Origin of the sequence: Pseudarthrobacter sp. NIBRBAC000502770 (assembly GCF_006517815.1) — a bacterium.
Lineage (GTDB): Bacteria > Actinomycetota > Actinomycetes > Actinomycetales > Micrococcaceae > Arthrobacter > Arthrobacter niigatensis.
Window position 1 is genome coordinate 616,461 of sequence record NZ_CP041198.1, and the last position, 17,274, is coordinate 633,734.

Annotated in this window: 16 protein-coding genes; all 16 read left to right on the forward strand. The window is 66.3% G+C overall.

Translation table 11 applies throughout. From position 1 onward, the window contains the following. The first annotated feature begins 86 nt into the window (after positions 1 to 86). The 16 genes from NIBR502770_RS03225 to eno all read left to right on the forward strand — a co-directional run bounded on the left by NIBR502770_RS03225 (position 87) and on the right by eno (position 17,197). The gene (locus NIBR502770_RS03225) at positions 87 to 1,220 is read left to right on the forward strand and encodes a mannose-1-phosphate guanylyltransferase (RefSeq protein ID WP_141181016.1); all 1,134 of its coding nucleotides are present in this window, start codon (positions 87 to 89) and stop codon (positions 1,218 to 1,220) included. A gap of 96 nt (positions 1,221 to 1,316) precedes the next feature. Next, a complete protein-coding gene (locus tag NIBR502770_RS03230) occupies positions 1,317 to 2,534 on the forward strand; it encodes an amidohydrolase (protein WP_141161210.1) in 1,218 nt (405 codons plus the stop codon). 124 nt (positions 2,535 to 2,658) lie between these two features. Then, on the forward strand, positions 2,659 to 3,093 hold the full coding sequence (locus NIBR502770_RS03235) for a MarR family winged helix-turn-helix transcriptional regulator (RefSeq protein ID WP_141161209.1): 435 nt from the start codon (positions 2,659 to 2,661) through the stop codon (positions 3,091 to 3,093). Between the two features lie 44 nt (positions 3,094 to 3,137). Beyond that, positions 3,138 to 3,569, forward strand: coding sequence for an organic hydroperoxide resistance protein (locus NIBR502770_RS03240; RefSeq protein WP_141161208.1), 432 nt, complete (start codon positions 3,138 to 3,140; stop codon positions 3,567 to 3,569). Further along, entirely contained in the window at positions 3,566 to 4,582 is a 1,017-nt protein-coding gene (locus NIBR502770_RS03245; protein WP_141181017.1) for an NADP-dependent oxidoreductase, read from the forward strand. The genes NIBR502770_RS03240 and NIBR502770_RS03245 overlap by 4 nt, the downstream gene beginning before the upstream one ends. A 264-nt stretch (positions 4,583 to 4,846) precedes the next feature. Beyond that, positions 4,847 to 5,959, forward strand: coding sequence for a BMP family protein (locus NIBR502770_RS03250; protein ID WP_141161206.1), 1,113 nt, complete (start codon positions 4,847 to 4,849; stop codon positions 5,957 to 5,959). 224 nt (positions 5,960 to 6,183) lie between these two features. Continuing rightward, positions 6,184 to 7,779 (forward strand): ABC transporter ATP-binding protein, encoded by a 1,596-nt coding sequence (locus NIBR502770_RS03255; protein WP_141181018.1) that lies wholly within the window; start codon positions 6,184 to 6,186, stop codon positions 7,777 to 7,779. Continuing rightward, complete coding sequence (locus tag NIBR502770_RS03260; RefSeq protein ID WP_141181019.1) at positions 7,772 to 9,169, forward strand: ABC transporter permease; 1,398 nt, start codon at positions 7,772 to 7,774, stop codon at positions 9,167 to 9,169. Before NIBR502770_RS03255 ends, NIBR502770_RS03260 begins: the two co-directional genes overlap by 8 nt. Then, positions 9,166 to 10,674 carry an ABC transporter permease gene (locus tag NIBR502770_RS03265; RefSeq protein ID WP_141181020.1) on the forward strand — a complete coding sequence of 503 codons (1,509 nt, stop codon included), beginning with the start codon at positions 9,166 to 9,168 and terminating at the stop codon, positions 10,672 to 10,674. The genes NIBR502770_RS03260 and NIBR502770_RS03265 overlap by 4 nt, the downstream gene beginning before the upstream one ends. A gap of 5 nt (positions 10,675 to 10,679) precedes the next feature. After that, positions 10,680 to 11,123: a cytidine deaminase gene (locus tag NIBR502770_RS03270; RefSeq protein WP_256371924.1), complete on the forward strand. Its 444-nt coding sequence runs from the start codon at positions 10,680 to 10,682 to the stop codon at positions 11,121 to 11,123. Beyond that, positions 11,120 to 12,442, forward strand: a complete 1,323-nt coding sequence (locus NIBR502770_RS03275; RefSeq protein WP_141161201.1) for a thymidine phosphorylase — start codon at positions 11,120 to 11,122, stop codon at positions 12,440 to 12,442. The genes NIBR502770_RS03270 and NIBR502770_RS03275 overlap by 4 nt, the downstream gene beginning before the upstream one ends. Positions 12,443 to 12,448: 6 nt before the next feature. After that, positions 12,449 to 13,078: a DedA family protein gene (locus NIBR502770_RS03280; RefSeq protein WP_141161200.1), complete on the forward strand. Its 630-nt coding sequence runs from the start codon at positions 12,449 to 12,451 to the stop codon at positions 13,076 to 13,078. A 134-nt stretch (positions 13,079 to 13,212) separates the two neighbouring features. Next, a complete protein-coding gene (locus NIBR502770_RS03285) occupies positions 13,213 to 13,938 on the forward strand; it encodes a DedA family protein (protein WP_141161199.1) in 726 nt (241 codons plus the stop codon). Between the two features lie 53 nt (positions 13,939 to 13,991). Further along, positions 13,992 to 15,128 (forward strand): adenosine deaminase, encoded by a 1,137-nt coding sequence (locus NIBR502770_RS03290; protein WP_141161198.1) that lies wholly within the window; start codon positions 13,992 to 13,994, stop codon positions 15,126 to 15,128. A gap of 79 nt (positions 15,129 to 15,207) precedes the next feature. Next, positions 15,208 to 15,798, forward strand: a complete 591-nt coding sequence (locus NIBR502770_RS03295; protein WP_141183296.1) for a MazG nucleotide pyrophosphohydrolase domain-containing protein — start codon at positions 15,208 to 15,210, stop codon at positions 15,796 to 15,798. Between the two features lie 118 nt (positions 15,799 to 15,916). Further along, complete coding sequence (eno, locus tag NIBR502770_RS03300; protein WP_141181022.1) at positions 15,917 to 17,197, forward strand: phosphopyruvate hydratase; 1,281 nt, start codon at positions 15,917 to 15,919, stop codon at positions 17,195 to 17,197. Positions 17,198 to 17,274: the final 77 nt, after the last annotated feature.

Below are 17,274 nucleotides of genomic sequence, written 5' to 3' on the forward strand. Positions count from 1 at the left end.
GGCGCCAGGGCACGTGGGCAGCCCAAAAGCAGCGCCCATCCGCCGCCACAGGAGCGGCCGGCGGCCCTTCGGCTAAAGTAGCCGTGATGAGTACAGACAAAGTGACAAGCCCGGCTTCACCCATTGACCGCTTCATTGCGGTGATTCCGGCAGGCGGAGTGGGGACCCGCCTCTGGCCCCTGTCACGAGCAGCAGCTCCCAAGTTCCTTCACGATCTCACAGGATCGGGCAGCACCTTGCTGCGCGCCACCTACGACCGGTTGCACCCCCTCGCGGGCGACCGGATGCTGGTGGTGACAGGGCAGGCCCACCGCGCAGCAGTGTGCCGCCAGCTCCCTGAGGTCCGCGACTCGGACCTGGTCCTGGAATCGGAACCCAAGGACTCGGGTGCGGCGATCGGCCTCGCGGCCGCAATCCTGCACGAACGCGATCCCGACACCATCATGGGGTCCTTCGCCGCCGACCAGGTGATCAGCCCGGATGACCTGTTCCAGCAGGCAGTCCGGGAAGCGATCCACACCGCTGCTACCGGCAAGATCGTGACCATCGGCATCAAGCCCACCCACCCGTCCACCGGCTTTGGCTACATCCGTTCCGGCAAGGCGCTGCACATCGACGGCGCGCCCAGCGCCCACGACGTTGTGGAGTTCGTGGAAAAGCCGGACGAGATTGTGGCGCAGCAGTACGTGGACAGCGGAGACTATGTCTGGAATGCCGGCATGTTCGTGGCGCCCGTGTCGCTGATGCTCAAGCACCTCGAAGCCAACCAGCCCGAACTCTTCCAGGGCCTCCAGGAAATCGCCCGGGCCTGGGATACACCCCAGCGCGACGAGGTAACGGCCCGGATTTGGCCCACCCTGCCCAAGATCGCCATTGACTACGCCGTGGCCGAGCCCGCCGCCGAAGCCGGGGACGTCGCCGTCGTGCCCGGTACTTTCCGCTGGGACGACGTTGGCGACTTCGCCTCGGTTGGGCGCCTCAACAGCGCCAAGGAAGTGGATGACGTCACTGTCCTTGGCGAAGGCGCCCGCGTGTTCACCGAGAACTCCAGCGGCGTTGTTGTCACCGACACCAAGCGCGTCATCGCGCTGATCGGCATCCAGGATGTTGTCATCGTGGACACGCCGGACGCCCTCCTGGTGACCACCATGGCCAATTCCCAGCGCGTGAAGGCTGCCGTGGATGCGCTCAAGGCGAGCGGGGACACGGACGTTCTCTGACCGGAGTCCTGCCGGCGCCATGGTGCCGGCAGGACCGGAATGTAATGCGCCGTCAGGGATGGGCGCTAAACCCGCCACCCTCGCTAGAGTGAAACAGTGCGCAATTACACTACTGAAGCCGAGCCCACCGCCCTGGTGGCCCCCTGGCTCGAACCGCTCCTGCCGGACCTGATCGAATTCCGCCGGGACCTGCATGCGCACCCGGAACTGTCCTTCAAGGAGTTCCGCACCACCGACAAGCTCGCCGAACGGCTCGAAGCCGCAGGGCTGAGCCCGCGCCGCCTGGAGGGCACCGGCCTGACGGTGGACGTGGGCGAGGGACCCATCGCCACAGCACTGCGCGGCGACATCGATGCCTTGCCCATCATCGAGGAGACGGGCCTGCCCTTCGCTTCGAAGAACCATGGTGTCACGCACGCCTGCGGCCACGACGTGCACACCACCACCATGCTGGGCATTGCCCTGGTTTTGCAGCGCATGCACCAGGAATCGCCCCTTGGCGCCACCGTCCGGATCATCTTCCAGCCCGCCGAGGAAACCATGCCCGGCGGCGCGCACGCGTGCATTGAGCAGGGCGTGCTGGACGGCGTCCCCCGGATCCTCGCGCTGCACTGCGACCCCCGCATCGAAGTGGGAAAGGTGGGTACCCGGATCGGGGCCATCACGTCCGCGTCGGACACCATTCGGATCGAGCTGTCCGGGCGCGGCGGCCACACGTCCCGGCCGCACCTCACCGAGGACCTGGTGTTCGCGCTGGCGCAGATCGCCGTCAACGTTCCGGCCGTCCTGTCCCGCCGGGTGGACGTCCGCAGCGGGGTCTCCGTGGTGTGGGGCCAGATCACCGCCGGATCGGCGCCCAACGCCATTCCCGGCTCGGGCTACATGGCCGGAACCATGCGCTGCCTGGACCGGGACGCCTGGCATGCCGCCGGTGAACTGCTGGACGAAGTGGTGCATCAGGTGGCCGCGCCCTACGGCGTGGACGTCCACCTGGAACACACCAGGGGAGTGCCGCCCGTGGTCAACTCCGAACACGAGACAGCCATCATCGAAGCGGCCGCCCGTGCTGAAATCGGCGAGAGCGCCGTGGTCCTGACACCCCAGTCCATGGGCGGCGAGGACTTTGCCTGGTTCCTCGCTGAACTTCCCGGTGCCATGATGCGCCTTGGCACCAAAACGCCCGGCGGCGAGGATTACGACCTGCACCGCGGCGACTACATCCTGGACGAGCGCTCTTTGGGCCTCGGCATCAGGGTGCTCACCGCGGCAGCCCTGCGCACCATCCGCGACCTGGAGCCGGCACCCCTTTCCTAGCGCGGACGACGGTCCGGCACGGTGGTGCCGGACCGCCGCCGGTGAGTACGACGACGATGCTGGCCTTGGGTGCCGCCACCATAGATAAGTTGTGCACAACTTAGTTGTGCGCTATTGTAGTTCCATGACCGAAGCACCCCGCCTGGACCGGCAAGTATGTTTTGCGCTCTATTCGGCATCCCGGGCCGCCACCGCCGTTTACCGGCCGGTGCTGGACGAGCTGGGCCTCACCTATCCGCAGTATCTGGTCATGCTGGTGCTGTGGGAGAGCGAGCCGCGGGGCGTCAAGGAACTTGGTGGGGAACTCGGCCTTGATTCGGGCACGCTGTCGCCCCTCCTCAAGCGCCTGGAGTCACTCGGGTTCGTGGAACGCCGGCGGTCCGGCGAGGACGAACGACGGGTCGCGATCCACCTCACGCCGGCCGGGCGGAGCCTCAGCGAACCTGCCCGGGCCATCCCGCAGCGGTTGGCAGACGCTGCCGGGCTCTCCCTGGACGAACTGGAACAGCTCCGCTCCACCCTGGGCAAGCTCACCTCCGCGCTGCATGAATCCCTCTGACCGCTGAACCAGGCACCATTCCATCTACAGGACGGACTATTTTCGTGAAGACCCTTTATACCGCCGAGGCGCTGGCTTCAGGCGAAGGCCGTGACGGCACCGCACGCAGCAATGACGGCAAACTGGCCGTGGACCTTGCCAGCCCCGCCGAACTCGGCGGCAGCGGACAGGGCACCAACCCCGAACAGCTCTTTGCCGCCGGCTATGCCGCCTGCTTCCATTCCGCACTGCGGCTGGTTGGCCGCAAGGCGGGCGCAGACCTCACCGACTCGGCCGTAGCGGCAAAAATCCACCTTGGGCAACTGGACGGCGGCGCCGGCTTTGGGCTGGCCGCCGAGCTGGAAATCGCCCTCCCCGCGCTGGACTTGGCCACCGCGGAAGACCTGGTGGCCAAGGCGCACCAGGTCTGCCCCTATTCGAATGCCACCCGCGGCAACATCAATGTCGACCTCAAGATTCTGGAGTACGCAGCATGAGCACAGCCCTCGCAACCACTACCCGGGAAATCCGGCTCGCGTCCCGCCCCGTGGGGCGCCCTTCCGGTGACAACTTCGAACTCGCAGAGTCGCCGCTGCCCGCGCTCGAAGACGGCCAGATCCTGGTGCGCAACCTCTTCATGTCCGTGGACCCCTACATGCGGGGCCGCATGAACGACGTCAAGTCCTACTCCGCGCCCTTCGCCGTGGGCAAAGCGCTCGACGGCGGCGCAGTAGGTGAGGTGGTCGCATCCCGTTCGTCGGCACACCAGGAGGGCGACGTCGTCGTCCATTCCCTGGGCTGGCGGGAGTATGCGGTGGTGGACGGCAGCGCCGCAACCCCGGCCCGCACCGACCTGGCCCCGGCTTCCGCCTTCCTTGGTGCCCTGGGAATGACCGGGCTGACCGCCTATTCCGGCCTCTTGAAGGTCGCTGACTTCAAGCCGGGGGACGCGGTGTTCGTCTCCGGTGCCGCCGGCGCGGTGGGTTCCCTGGTGGGCCAGATCGCCAAGGCGATGGGCGCTTCACGGGTCATCGGCTCGGCCGGTTCGCCTGCCAAGGTGGCGCGCCTCCTGGAGCTCGGCTTCGACGCCGCGTTCGACTATCACGAAGGTCCGGTCGTGGAGCAGCTGGCGAAGGCGGCGGGCCCGGCCGGCATCGACGTCTACTTCGACAACGTTGGCGGGGAACACCTGGAGGCCGCCCTGTCAGTCCTCAACGTTGGCGGCCGGGTGGCGATGTGCGGCGCAATCGCGCAGTACAACTCCACCGAACCGACTCCGGCGCCCCACAACCTGATGCAGGCCATCGGCAAGCAACTGACGCTCCGCGGCTTCCTGGTAGGCGGTCAGCGGCAGCACGCGGCGGAGTTCGCGGAAAAGATGGCAGGCTGGCTCGCGGACGGGACCGTGCGGTACGACGAGACAATCGTGGACGGCCTGGAGAACGCGCCGCAGGCCTTTATGGACCTCCTGGACGGGGCAAACACCGGCAAGATGCTGGTCCGGTTGTAGCCCGGCGATCATAACCACAGAACAAACAGCAGTAGGGGCGCCTCCTTTGGGGGCGCCCCTACTGCTTGGTAACAACTTGTAAACAATCTCCGGGGCCAGCTCCCGCCGTGCTATTGGGACGTGGCGCAGGCCACTAAAGTAAGTGCCATCAGTGCGCTCCGGCGCAGTGCTGCGTGCCTTCAGTGAAAACAGAATTTCAGCGCCGAAACGGACACTCATTGAATTCCAGCCCGTAGTGCCACTCGCATCACCCCTGGAGGAAAATTGAAGAAATCACTGCGTGCCGGCTTCAAGCGCGGTTCAATGGCCGGTGTGGCCACCCTCGGTGCGTCCGCCTTGCTGCTGACCGGCTGCGGGGCCGCCCCGTCCGCGTCCGGCCCCTCGGGTTCAGCCACCGCCTCGGACTACACCGCCTGCATGGTGTCCGACTCCGGCGGATTCGACGACAAGTCGTTCAACCAGTCCGGCTACGAGGGACTGCAGGGCGCCGTCAAGGACCTCGGCATCCAGGAGAAGCACGTCCAGTCCAAGGCTGACACCGACTACGACCCCAACCTCCGCTCCATGGTCCAGCAGGGCTGCAAGCTGACTGTGACCGTCGGCTTCCTGCTCGGCGACGCCACCAAGTCCATCGCAACGGCCAACCCGAACAGCCACTTCGCGATCATCGACTACAACGACCCCGCATTCCCCAAGAACGTCAAGCCGATCGTCTACGACACGGCCCAGGCCGCATTCCTGGCCGGCTACCTGGCAGCAGGCACCTCCAAGACCGGTAAGGTCGCAACCTTCGGCGGCATCAACATCCCCACCGTCACCATCTTCATGGACGGTTTTGCCGACGGCGTGAAGTACTACAACGAGAAGAAGGGCAAGAGCGTCCAGCTCATCGGCTGGGACAAGGACAAGCAGGACGGCACGTTCGTCGGCGACTTCAAGCAGGTGGACAAGGGCAAGGTCCTGACCCAGGGCTTCCTTGACCAGGGCGCAGACATCGTCCTTCCCGTGGCCGGACCCGTCGGCGGCGGCGCGGGCAGCGCGATCCTCGACGCCAAGTCCAAGGGCAAGGACGCCAAGCTCATCTGGGTTGACTCCGACGGTTACCTGACGGCCCCGGACTACAAGTCAGTGATCCTTTCCTCCGTCCAGAAGACCATGTCCACCGCTGTGGAGACGGTCATCAAGGACGACAAAGACGGCAAGTTCGACGCCTCGCCGTACATTGGAACCCTTGCGAACGGCGGCGTGGCCCTGGCTCCGTTCCATGATCTCGATTCCGCCGTACCGGCAGACCTGAAGAGCGAACTGGACAAGCTCAAGAATGACATCATCTCCGGAACCGTTAAGGTCGAGTCGAAGTCCAGCCCCACCAAGTAAGGACCGAACTGCGGGGCGCGCTGCCCTTCCGCCGCTACCGGCCGGAGGGCAGCGCGTTCTATTTTGCTGGCAACGCATGGTCGCCAGCGCCATGCCGGCGGTCTTTTTTGCCGCCTGCGCGCCCTGCCCAGGAACCACCCGTGACACTAGGCTGGGACTACCCGCTGCCCTGCCGCCGACAGCGCGCCGGAGCAGATCCATACACACACAGATTGGTTGGGGTTTTGAAACTCGAACTGAAGGGGATCACGAAGCGATTCGGGTCCCTGGTAGCCAATGACCACATCGATTTGGTCGTCGAACCGGGGCAGGTGCACTGCCTCCTGGGCGAGAACGGCGCAGGGAAATCCACCCTGATGAACGTGCTTTACGGCCTGTACGATCCGACCGAAGGCGAAATCCTGGTCGATGGCAAGCCCGTCGTCTTCAAAGACCCCGGCGAGGCCATGGCGGCCGGCATTGGAATGGTCCATCAGCACTTCATGCTCATCCCGGTCTTCAGCGTGGCCGAGAACGTGGCGCTGGGCAATGAGACCACTAAAGCTGCCGGCCTCCTCAATCTGGAAGCCACGCGCGAGAAGATCCGCCGCATCTCGGACCAGTACGGGTTCGACGTCGACCCCGACGCCATGGTGGAGGACCTGCCCGTCGGGGTCCAGCAGCGGGTCGAGATCATCAAGGCACTGGTTCGCGACGCCGAGGTGCTCATCCTCGACGAACCAACCGCCGTGTTGACGCCGCAGGAGACCGATGAACTCTTGGACATCATCCGGCAGCTGAAGCGCGACGGTAAGTCGATTGTCTTCATCTCCCACAAACTGCGTGAAGTCAAAGCCATCTCGGACACCATCACGGTCATCCGCCGCGGCAAGGTAGTGGGTCAGGCGGATCCCACCGCTTCCCCCACCGAACTGGCGTCCGCCATGGTGGGCCGCACCGTGAGCCTGACACTCGACAAGGCACCGGCGAAGACCGGCGAGGTGACCTTCAAGGTCCGCAACCTGACCGTGACGGACCACAACGGCCAGCACGTGGTCGATGACCTGTCATTCGACATCGCCAAGGGCGAAGTGCTCGCCATCGCGGGTGTGCAGGGCAACGGCCAAACGGAGCTGACCGAGGCGATCCTTGGCGTGCAGCCGCACGTGGCCGGGTCCATCACGCTCGACGGCGAGGAGCTGCTGGGCAAGAGTGTCAAGCATGTCCTGGGTGCGGGCGTGGGCTTCGTCCCCGAGGACCGCACCCTTGACGGCCTGGTGGGAACATTCACCATCTCCGAGAACATGGTCCTGGACCTCTACGACAAGGCACCCTTCGCCCGTGGCGTGAGCATGAAACCGGGCGTTATCGCGGAGAACGCCGCCAGGAAAGTCGAGGAATTCGACGTCCGCACACCTTCCGTATCCGCCGCGGTGGGCACCCTCTCCGGCGGCAACCAGCAGAAGGTTGTCCTGGCCCGTGAGCTTTCCCGGCCACTCCGCTTGTTTATCGCCTCCCAGCCCACGCGTGGGCTGGACGTCGGCTCGATCGAATTCGTCCATAAGCGGGTCATCGCTGAACGCGACCACGGAACGCCGGTCATGATCGTGTCCACGGAACTTGACGAAGTGCTTCAGCTGGCAGACCGGATCGCGGTGCTCTACCGCGGCCGGCTGGTGGGGATCGTACCCGCCACGACGTCCCGCGACGTCCTGGGCCTGATGATGGCCGGTGTCCCGGCCGCAGAAGCCGAAGTCAACGCTTCCGCCCATGCTTCCGGCGCAACGGCCGGAGCGACGGTATCGGAGCCTGCCGGCCACGAAGGAGAAACCCATGTCTGAGAAGACAACCCCGGAACCGCAGGCCATAGGCCACAACGGGGCCCCGGAGCCCGCCCCGACCCAGGTGCCCGGTGGCACCACCTCCGAGGCCATCGCTTCCGACGTCGTGCTGGACACCGCCGGCGGCCAGATGCCGCCGTCCGCCGTTCCGGCGGCCACCCAGCTGCGCGGCCGGGACCATGACCTGGACGGCGGCGGATCCGTCCTGCACCAGGTCTTCACCGGCAACGCCATGGTCTCCTTCCTCTCCGTGCTGCTGGCCATCGTGCTCGGCGGCATCCTGATGGCGGTGACCAATCCGAAGGTCGCCGTCACGGCCGGCTACTTCTTTGCCCAGCCCGGAGACCTCCTGACCGAGGTCATCCGCCCCTACACCGCCCTGGTGCAGGGGTCCATCTTCAACTGGGCCGGCGCCGACCTGGCCGCCCAGCTGTACCCGATCACCGAGACCCTCACGGTCGCAACTCCGCTGATCTGTGCCGGGCTCGGCGTCGCGCTGGCGTTCCGTGCCGGCCTGTTCAACATCGGCGCCCAGGGGCAGATCATCTTCGGCGCGCTCTTCGGCGCCTACGTCGGCTTCGCCTGGCACCTGCCCATCGGCCTGCACCTGCTGGTCGTGATCCTCGCCGGCCTGGTTGGCGGGGCGGTATGGGGCGGCGTCGTGGGCCTGCTGAAGGCGCGGACGGGCGCACACGAGGTGATCGTGACCATCATGCTTAACTACATCGCCAACTTCCTGCTGCTGTTCCTGCTCACGACCCCGGCTTTCCAGCGCAAGGGTTCCACCAACCCGATCTCCCCGTTCCTTGACTCCACGGCATTGTTCCCCGAGCTGCTCGGACCGCAGTTCCGCCTGCACGCCGGCTTCCTGGTCGCGATAGCGGCCACCGCCTTCGTCTGGTGGCTGCTGAACCGTTCCACGATCGGTTTTGAGTTCCGCGCCGTTGGGGCAAACCCGAGCGCGGCCCGCACCGCCGGCATCAACGTTGCCCGCAGCACCATCCTGGTGATGGCGATCGCGGGTGCGCTGGCCGGCCTGGCCGGCGTCGCGCAGGTGTCCGGCACGGAAAAGTACCTTTCCGGCGGTGTCGCCGCCTCCATCGGTTTTGACGCCATCACCGTCGCACTGCTGGGACGCTCCACGCCGTGGGGAACCTTCTTCGCGGGCCTGCTGTTCGGCGCCTTCCGCGCCGGCGGTGTGGCAATGCAGGCACAGACCCAAACCCCCATCGATATTGTGCTCGTCATCCAGTCCCTCATCGTGCTGTTCATCGCAGCACCGCCGCTGGTCCGTGCGATATTCGGAGTCAACCCCCGTAAGAAGAAGACCACCACAAGTGGGACCGCAGGTTCGCGTACCGGCGGCGTCAAGAGCGGAGCGGCAGCATGAGCGCCACCACACAATCCCCCGCCAGCAAACAGCCGGGCGCCGGAAAGGCACCCCGGGCCAACAGCGCCGGAGGCCGGGCCGGGACAACGGAACTGGTGAGCTGGAAGGCCGGCGTTGGACTGGGCCTGCTCGCCATCCTGGGCACCGTGCTGTTCGGCTTCCTGGCCAACACAAAAGCAGCCGGTTTCCGGATCGCCGAAGCCCGGGACCCGAACGCCTCCTCCACCGCAGCATGGATCACCCTGGCCGTGGCGTTGGCGGCCGCCGCCTACCTCGGCTACCGCTGGATCAACCAGCGCCGCGGGGGCGGGGGAGTGGACCGCTGGATTCCCGCCACCACAATCGCTGCCGTCGTCGTCCTGGGCCTCGCCGCCCTTGGCGTTGCCCACGTGGAGAAGATCACCGTGCCCTCGATGGTCTTCGGCTGGATCTGCGCGGTCCTGCTGCTCGCCATGGCAGCGTACGCCATCCTGCTGACTGTGCAGCGGCGCCGTACCCCCGGATGGCTGGGCGGACTCTTCGCCGTCGTCTTCCTGGCCGGGTTCATGATCTGGATCGTCGCCGGCGGCCGTGACTCCGAACCTTCCATTTCCCTGGGCGGGTTGATGGCAGGTGCGGTGACGCTGGCCGTACCGCTGGTGTTCGGCTCGCTGTCCGGCGTGCTGTGCGAACGGGCCGGTGTGGTCAACATCGCCATCGAAGGCCAGCTCCTGCTCGGCGCATTCTCCGCCGCCGTCGTCGCCACCGTAACCGGCAACGTCTACGTCGGACTCATCTCTGCGGCGGTGGCCGGTGCACTCGTGTCCCTGGTCCTGGCCGTGGTGAGCATCAAGTACCTCGTCAACCAGATCATCGTCGGCGTGGTCCTCAATGTCCTGATCATCGGCCTCACCAGCTTCCTGTTCTCCACCCTGCTCACGGCGGACCCGGAACACCTGAACAAGCCCGGCCGGCTCCAGGCGGTGGACATCCCGTTCCTCGCCGACATCCCGATCATCGGACCCATCCTGTTCCGCCAGTCCCTGGTGGGCTACCTCATGTACGTGGCCGTGATCGTGGTCTACGTCGGCCTGTTCCACACCAAATGGGGCCTGCGGGTGCGCGCCGTCGGCGAACACCCCCAGGCGGCGGACACCGTGGGCATCAACGTCAACCGCACCCGCTTCATCAACGTCCTGATGGGCGGCGCGATCGCCGGAATCGGCGGTTCCTTCTTCACCCTGGTGTCAGTGGACGCTTTCAGCAAGGACATGTCCGGCGGCCGCGGCTACATCGCCCTTGCCGCCATGATCTTCGGGCGCTGGAATCCCATCGGGGCCTTCCTCGCAGCCCTGCTCTTCGGATTCGCCGACAACCTGCAGAGCATCATCACCATCATTGGCTCGCCCGTGCCCAGCCAGTTCATGGCGATGCTGCCTTACGCCCTGACCGTCATCGCCGTGGCGGGCCTCGTGGGGCGGTCCCGTCCGCCCGCGGCCGACGGCATCCCGTACGTCAAGGGGTGACCAAGGTGACAGAAACCGGAGTCCCCGGCAACCAAGGCAAGCCCGGCCGCGGTACCGGCGTCGATTGGGCGGCCCTCGAGGTTGCCGCCGTGGCCGCCATGAAAAATGCCTATGCGCCGTATTCCAACTTCGCGGTGGGGGCAGCCGCCCTCACCACGGACGGCCGGATCGTCAGCGGCTGCAACGTCGAAAACGCCAGCTACGGCCTCACCCTCTGCGCCGAATGTGCCCTGGTAGGCAACCTTCACATGACCGGCGGCGGCCAGTTGCGCGCCTTCTACTGCGTCGACGCCGCCGGCACGGTCCTGATGCCGTGCGGCCGCTGCCGGCAGCTGCTCTACGAATTCCGCGCCCCGGAGATGGAAGTCATGACTACCCAAGGCATCAGGACGATGGACCAGGTGCTGCCCGACGCATTTGGCCCCCAACATCTGGAGGAGACCCGGTGACCCAAACCACCAGCAACGCCGAAGCATTCGACGCCGTCGACATCATCCGCACCAAGCGGGACAAGGGGAAGCTCAGCCCGGAACAGATCGACTGGACCATCGATGCGTACACCCGCGGCGCCATCGCGGACGAGCAAATGGCAGCCCTGAACATGGCCATCCTGCTCAATGGGATGGACCGCGCCGAAATCGCCCGCTGGACGGCTGCCATGATCGCCTCCGGTGAGCGGATGGACTTCTCCAGCCTCCGGCGTCCCGACGGCGGCCTGAAGTACACCACGGACAAGCACTCCACCGGTGGCGTGGGGGACAAGATCACGCTCCCGCTGGCCCCGCTGGTGGCGGTGTTCGGCGTCGCCGTCCCGCAGCTTTCCGGCCGGGGGCTGGGGCACACGGGCGGCACCCTGGACAAACTGGAGTCCATCCCGGGCTGGCGCGCGGACCTCAGCAACGAGGACATGCTGGCCCAACTGCAGGAAGTCGGTGCAGTCATCTGCGCCGCCGGTGCAGGCCTGGCCCCGGCAGACAAGAAGCTCTACGCGCTGCGGGACGTCACCGGAACGGTAGAGGCCATCCCGCTGATCGCCTCCTCGATCATGAGTAAAAAGATCGCGGAGGGCACCGGATCGCTGGTGCTGGACGTCAAGGTAGGCAGCGGCGCCTTTATGAAGGACGAGGCCCGTGCCCGCGAACTCGCCGAAACCATGGTGGCGCTCGGCAAGGATGCAGGGGTCAACACCGTTGCGTTGCTGACCAACATGAACACGCCTCTGGGCCTGACTGCCGGCAACGCGATCGAGGTTGAGGAGTCCTTGGAGGTCCTGGCCGGCGGTGGCCCGGAGGACGTTGTTGAACTCACCGTCCGGCTCGCCGAGGAGATGCTCGCCTGTGCAGGGGTGCACGACGCCGACCCCGCAGCGGCACTCAAGGACGGCCGCGCCATGGACGTGTGGAACCGGATGATCACCGCCCAGGGCGGCGACCCCCGCGCCGCCCTGCCGGCGGCCAGGGAATCCGACGTCGTCTACGCTCCCGCCGACGGGGTGCTGGTGGAACTGGACGCGCTCGCCGTCGGCGTGGCCGCCTGGCGGCTGGGTGCGGGGCGCGCCCGCAAGGAGGACACCGTCCAGGCCGGGGCGGGTGTGCGCATGCACGCCAAGCCCGGGGCCACCGTGCGGGCCGGGGAACCCCTGATGACCCTGCTTACCGACACCCCGGAACGGTTTGCCCGCGCCCGGGAAGCCCTGGAACACGCCGTGGTCATCGCTCCGGAAGGGTCGCGGCCCGCCCAGCAGCTCATCATCGACCGCATAGCGTAGGAACCCATGCAGGCCATCAATGACTTCATCCTCGCCGCGGCGGGCCAGCCATGGGTGCTGGTCCTGGTGCTGGCCTGCTGCATCATTGACGGATTCTTTCCGCCCGTTCCCAGCGAATCCGTGGTGGTGGGCCTCGCCGCCGTCGCCGCCACCGCGGATGTTCCCCATCCGCTGCTGCTGATACTGGTCGCCGCGGCGGGAGCCTTCCTCGGCGACAACATCGCCTACCTCCTGGGCCGCCGGGTGGGCACCCGCCGCTGGGCGTGGATGCGCGGCCCCCGCATGCAAAGCGCGTTCCGCTGGGCCGGCCAGGAGCTGCGCAAGCGGCCGGCGTCGCTGATCCTGGTGGCCCGGTTCATACCCATCGGCAGGGTGGCGGTTAACCTGACCGCCGGCGTCACCCACTACCCGCACCTGCGGTTCGTGGGCCTCACCGTCCTTTCAGCCAGCCTGTGGGCCGGCTATTCGGTGGCGATCGGGCTTTTCTTTGGGCAGTGGTTTGAGGACAACCACGTCCTGGGCGCGGCAATTGCCATTGTCTGCGCTGTAGCGCTGGGCATCCTGGTGGACCTGCTGATCAACAAATTCCGCGGCAAACCCAACGTGGTGGAGCGCATCCGGGAACCCGGGACATAACCTGCGCGTTTAGGGAGGTAATTCCGGGCACTGGGGCGTAGCGGACAGGGCCCGGCGCGTGGGACACTTAGGAACGATTTCCGCTTTGGCTGCGGCACTTTGGCTGTGTCATTTTTATACAGGAGCAACACCGCGTGGAGTTTATTAATGAGGCCGTGCTCCATGCAGCGGGCCAGTGGTGGATCTACCCGGCACTGCTGGTGTTCTTCTTCGTGGACGGCTTCGCCATGGTGGTCCCCAGCGAGACCCTCATCGTTGCCCTTGCGGCCTTCTCGCGGCACAGCGGCGAACCCAACCTCTGGATCCTCGGCCTCACTGCGCTGGTCGGGGCCATCTGCGGCGACAACATGGCCTATCTGCTGGGCCGCAAGATCGGCCTGGACCGATGGGGGTGGATGCGCCGGCCCAAAGTCCGGAAAGTCTTTGCCTGGGCCCGCTACGAACTCGAAAAGCGCGGCGCTGTGCTCATCTTTACCGCCCGCTACATCCCCTGGGGCCGCGTGGCCGTCAACTACGTGGCCGGAAGCACCGGATTCTCGCACCGCAGGTTCTTCGTCTTCGACGCCTTTGCCTGCGTGACCTGGGTGGGCTACTCCCTTGGCATCGGTTTGCTGGCCAGCTCGTTCCCATGGCTGCACCACAATCCGCTGCTGAGCGCCGGCATCGCCGTCGTGTTCGCCATTGTCCTGGGCGTCGCCATCGACCACCTGCTCCGCTGGTGGCACAAGCGGCTGGGCCGCCACGATGAACCGGAGACGGACGAACCGACCGACGAATCTTCCGCTTCAGCAAAGGACGGCAGGCCCGGCACGCAGGCCCTCGTGGTGCCCTCGGCAAAGGCCGGTCCCGCCGCCAAGTAACGGCCGGCTTCCAACGGCTGGCTTTGGACTGCGGCCCACCCTAAGGTGGGAACGTGACTGAGCCTATTGTTGACGCCGCCCCTGCCATCGATTTCGACCTGAAGAGCCTGCCCAAGGTCTCCCTCCACGACCACCTGGACGGCGGACTCCGGCCGGCCACCATCATCGAACTGGCGCAGGCCGTTGGCCACACGCTCCCCTCAACGGACCCCGTCGCCCTGGGGCAGTGGTTCCGCGAATCTGCCGACTCTGGATCCCTGGTCCGCTACCTGGAGACGTTCGACCACACGGTGGCCGTCATGCAGACCTACGATGGCCTGTTCCGGGTGGCCAAGGAATTCGTCGAAGACCTCGCGGACGACGGCGTGGTGTACGGCGAAGTTCGCTGGGCGCCGGAACAGCACCTCCAGAAGGGGCTCAGCCTCGACGAAGCCGTGGAGGCGGTCCAGGACGGACTGGAGGCCGGCGTCGAGGCCGTCTCCGCGACCGGACGCGAGATCCAGGTGGGACAGCTGATCACCGCCATGCGCCACGCCGACCGCGGCCAGGAGATCGCCGAACTCGCAGTGCGCCACCGCAACCAGGGCGCCGTGGGCTTCGACATCGCCGGCGCCGAGGACGGGTTCCTGCCCAGCCGGTTCAGGGACGCCTTCACCTACCTCGCCCAGCACAATTTCCCCGCCACCGTGCACGCAGGCGAAGCAGCCGGGCTGGAGAGCATCCAGTCGGCGCTGGTGGACGGCCGCGCCCTCCGCCTGGGCCACGGTGTCCGCATCGCCGAGGACATCATGGTGGAATTCGACGACGACGAGGAAGCCGGCGACACCGTTGGCCTGGTCACCTTGGGCGACCTCTCCAGTTGGGTCCGCGACCGTGGCATCGCACTGGAAATCTGCCCCTCCTCCAACCTGCAGACCGGCGCAATTGCGGAGTTTGGTGAAGGTATTGAAAGCCACCCGCTGGACATGCTCTACCAGCTGGGCTTCAACGTCACCATCAACACCGACAACCGCCTGATGAGCGGCGTCACCCTGACCGACGAGTTCAACCTGCTCGTGGAAACCTTCGACTACGACCTTGACGACCTGCTGGAGCTGACCCTGAACGCCGCCGAGGCATCCTTCCTGCCCTTGGAGGAAAAGGAAGCGCTGGTGGAGTACATCAACGACGCCTACGCCAACCTTGGCTGATCCGGATTTCCGGCCCGGCAGTCCTGCAACCGAAGAACTGCTGGGCCAAATTGCCCAACTGCGCGAACACTGCCCCTGGATGGGCGCCCTGACGCACGCTTCGCTGGTGGAGTACCTCCTCGAGGAGGCCTACGAAGTGGCCGAGACCATCGAGGAAGGCCACCCCGACGCCGAACTGCAGGGCGAGCTGGGCGACGTGCTGCTCCAAGTGGTATTGCACGCCCGCCTTGCGGAGGAGCGCGGAGCCTTCACGTTCGACGACGTGGCGCGCGGCCTGGGAGCCAAGATGGTCCGCCGGAATCCCCACGTCTTCCGGCCCGACGGATCCCTGCAGGATACCTTCCCGGCAACCGTGGCGGAGATCGAGCAGAAGTGGGATGCCGTCAAGCGGGCAGAAAAGCCGGAACGGCAGGACCCCTTCGAAGGCATCCCGCAGGCACTCCCGGCGCTGGCCAGGGCGCAGAAGTCACTGGACCGTGCAGCACGCGCCGGGCTGGAGCTCCCCGAGGGGGCTCCCGTGCCTGGAAGCGAGGAGGAGCTCGGAGACCTGCTGCTCGCCGTCGTCCGTTCTGCCCGGGACAGCGGGATGGACGCTGAGCGCGCCCTGCGGGACGCTGTCCGCCGCTACCGGCGTGGCCAGTGGGGCGAAAGTGACCCCGCGCCATCATGACGTCCCGGCCTTGACCGGTTTGAGTAACCCGGAGCACTCTCGACTAGGCTGGACCCTGACGAGTACGTCGAGTTTTCTGCCTGATTCCCCCCGTTAATCGCCCATAAGGAGCAAATTCATGGCGCTTATCGATGCCATCCACGCCCGCGAGATCCTCGATTCCCGCGGCAACCCCACCGTCGAAGTTGAAGTCCTGCTGTCCGACGGCCAGATCGGCCGCGCGGCGGTTCCATCCGGCGCCTCCACCGGTGAGCACGAGGCCGTCGAACTGCGCGACGGCGACAAGGGCCGCTACCTCGGCAAGGGCGTGCAGAAGGCCGTCGACGCCGTCATCGACCAGATCGCCCCGGCACTGACCGGCTTCGACGCCACCGACCAGCGCAGCATCGACCAGGCCATGCTGGACCTGGACGGCACCCCCAACAAGGGCAAGCTCGGCGCCAACGCCATCCTCGGCGTCTCCCTGGCCGTCGCCAACGCAGCCGCAGCCTCGGCCGACCTGCCCCTGTACAAGTACCTGGGCGGCCCCAACGCCCACGTCCTGCCCGTGCCACTGATGAACATCCTCAACGGTGGCTCCCACGCCGACTCCGACGTCGATATCCAGGAATTCATGATCGCCCCCATCGGTGCCGAGACCTTCTCCGAGGGCCTGCGCTGGGGCGTCGAGGTCTACCACAACCTCAAGTCCGTGCTGCAGCAGAAGGGCCTGTCCACCGGCCTGGGTGACGAGGGCGGCTTCGCGCCCAACCTGCCGTCCAACCGCGCAGCCCTGGACCTCATCACCGAAGCCATCAAGAACGCCGGCTACACCCCGGGCAAGGACATCGCCCTGGCCCTGGACGTTGCCTCCTCCGAGTTCTACAAGGACGGCGCCTACCAGTTCGAAGGCAAGTCCCTGTCCGCCAGCGACATGAGCGCCTACTACGGCGAACTTGTTGCCGACTACCCGCTGGTGTCCATCGAGGACCCGCTGGACGAGAACGACTGGGAAGGCTGGAAGACCCTCACCGACGCCATCGGCGACAAGGTCCAGCTGGTGGGCGACGACCTCTTCGTCACCAACCCGTCCATCCTGCAGCGCGGCATCGACACCAGGACCGCCAACTCCCTGCTGGTCAAGGTCAACCAGATCGGTTCCCTGACCGAGACCCTGGACGCCGTCAGCCTGGCCCAGCGCGCCGGGTACACCACCATCACCTCGCACCGCTCCGGCGAAACCGAGGACACCACCATCGCCGACATTGCTGTGGCCACCAACGCAGGCCAGATCAAGACCGGCGCGCCTGCCCGCTCCGAGCGCGTCGCCAAGTACAACCAGCTGCTGCGCATCGAAGAGGAACTGGACGACGCCGCACGCTACGCCGGCCGCAGCGCGTTCCCGCGTTTCAAGGGCTAGTAACCGGCTAATCCCTTCAGCGGTGGCTATGGTTGAAAGACCATAGCCACCGCTGTTGTTTACAGCAGCATCTGTTC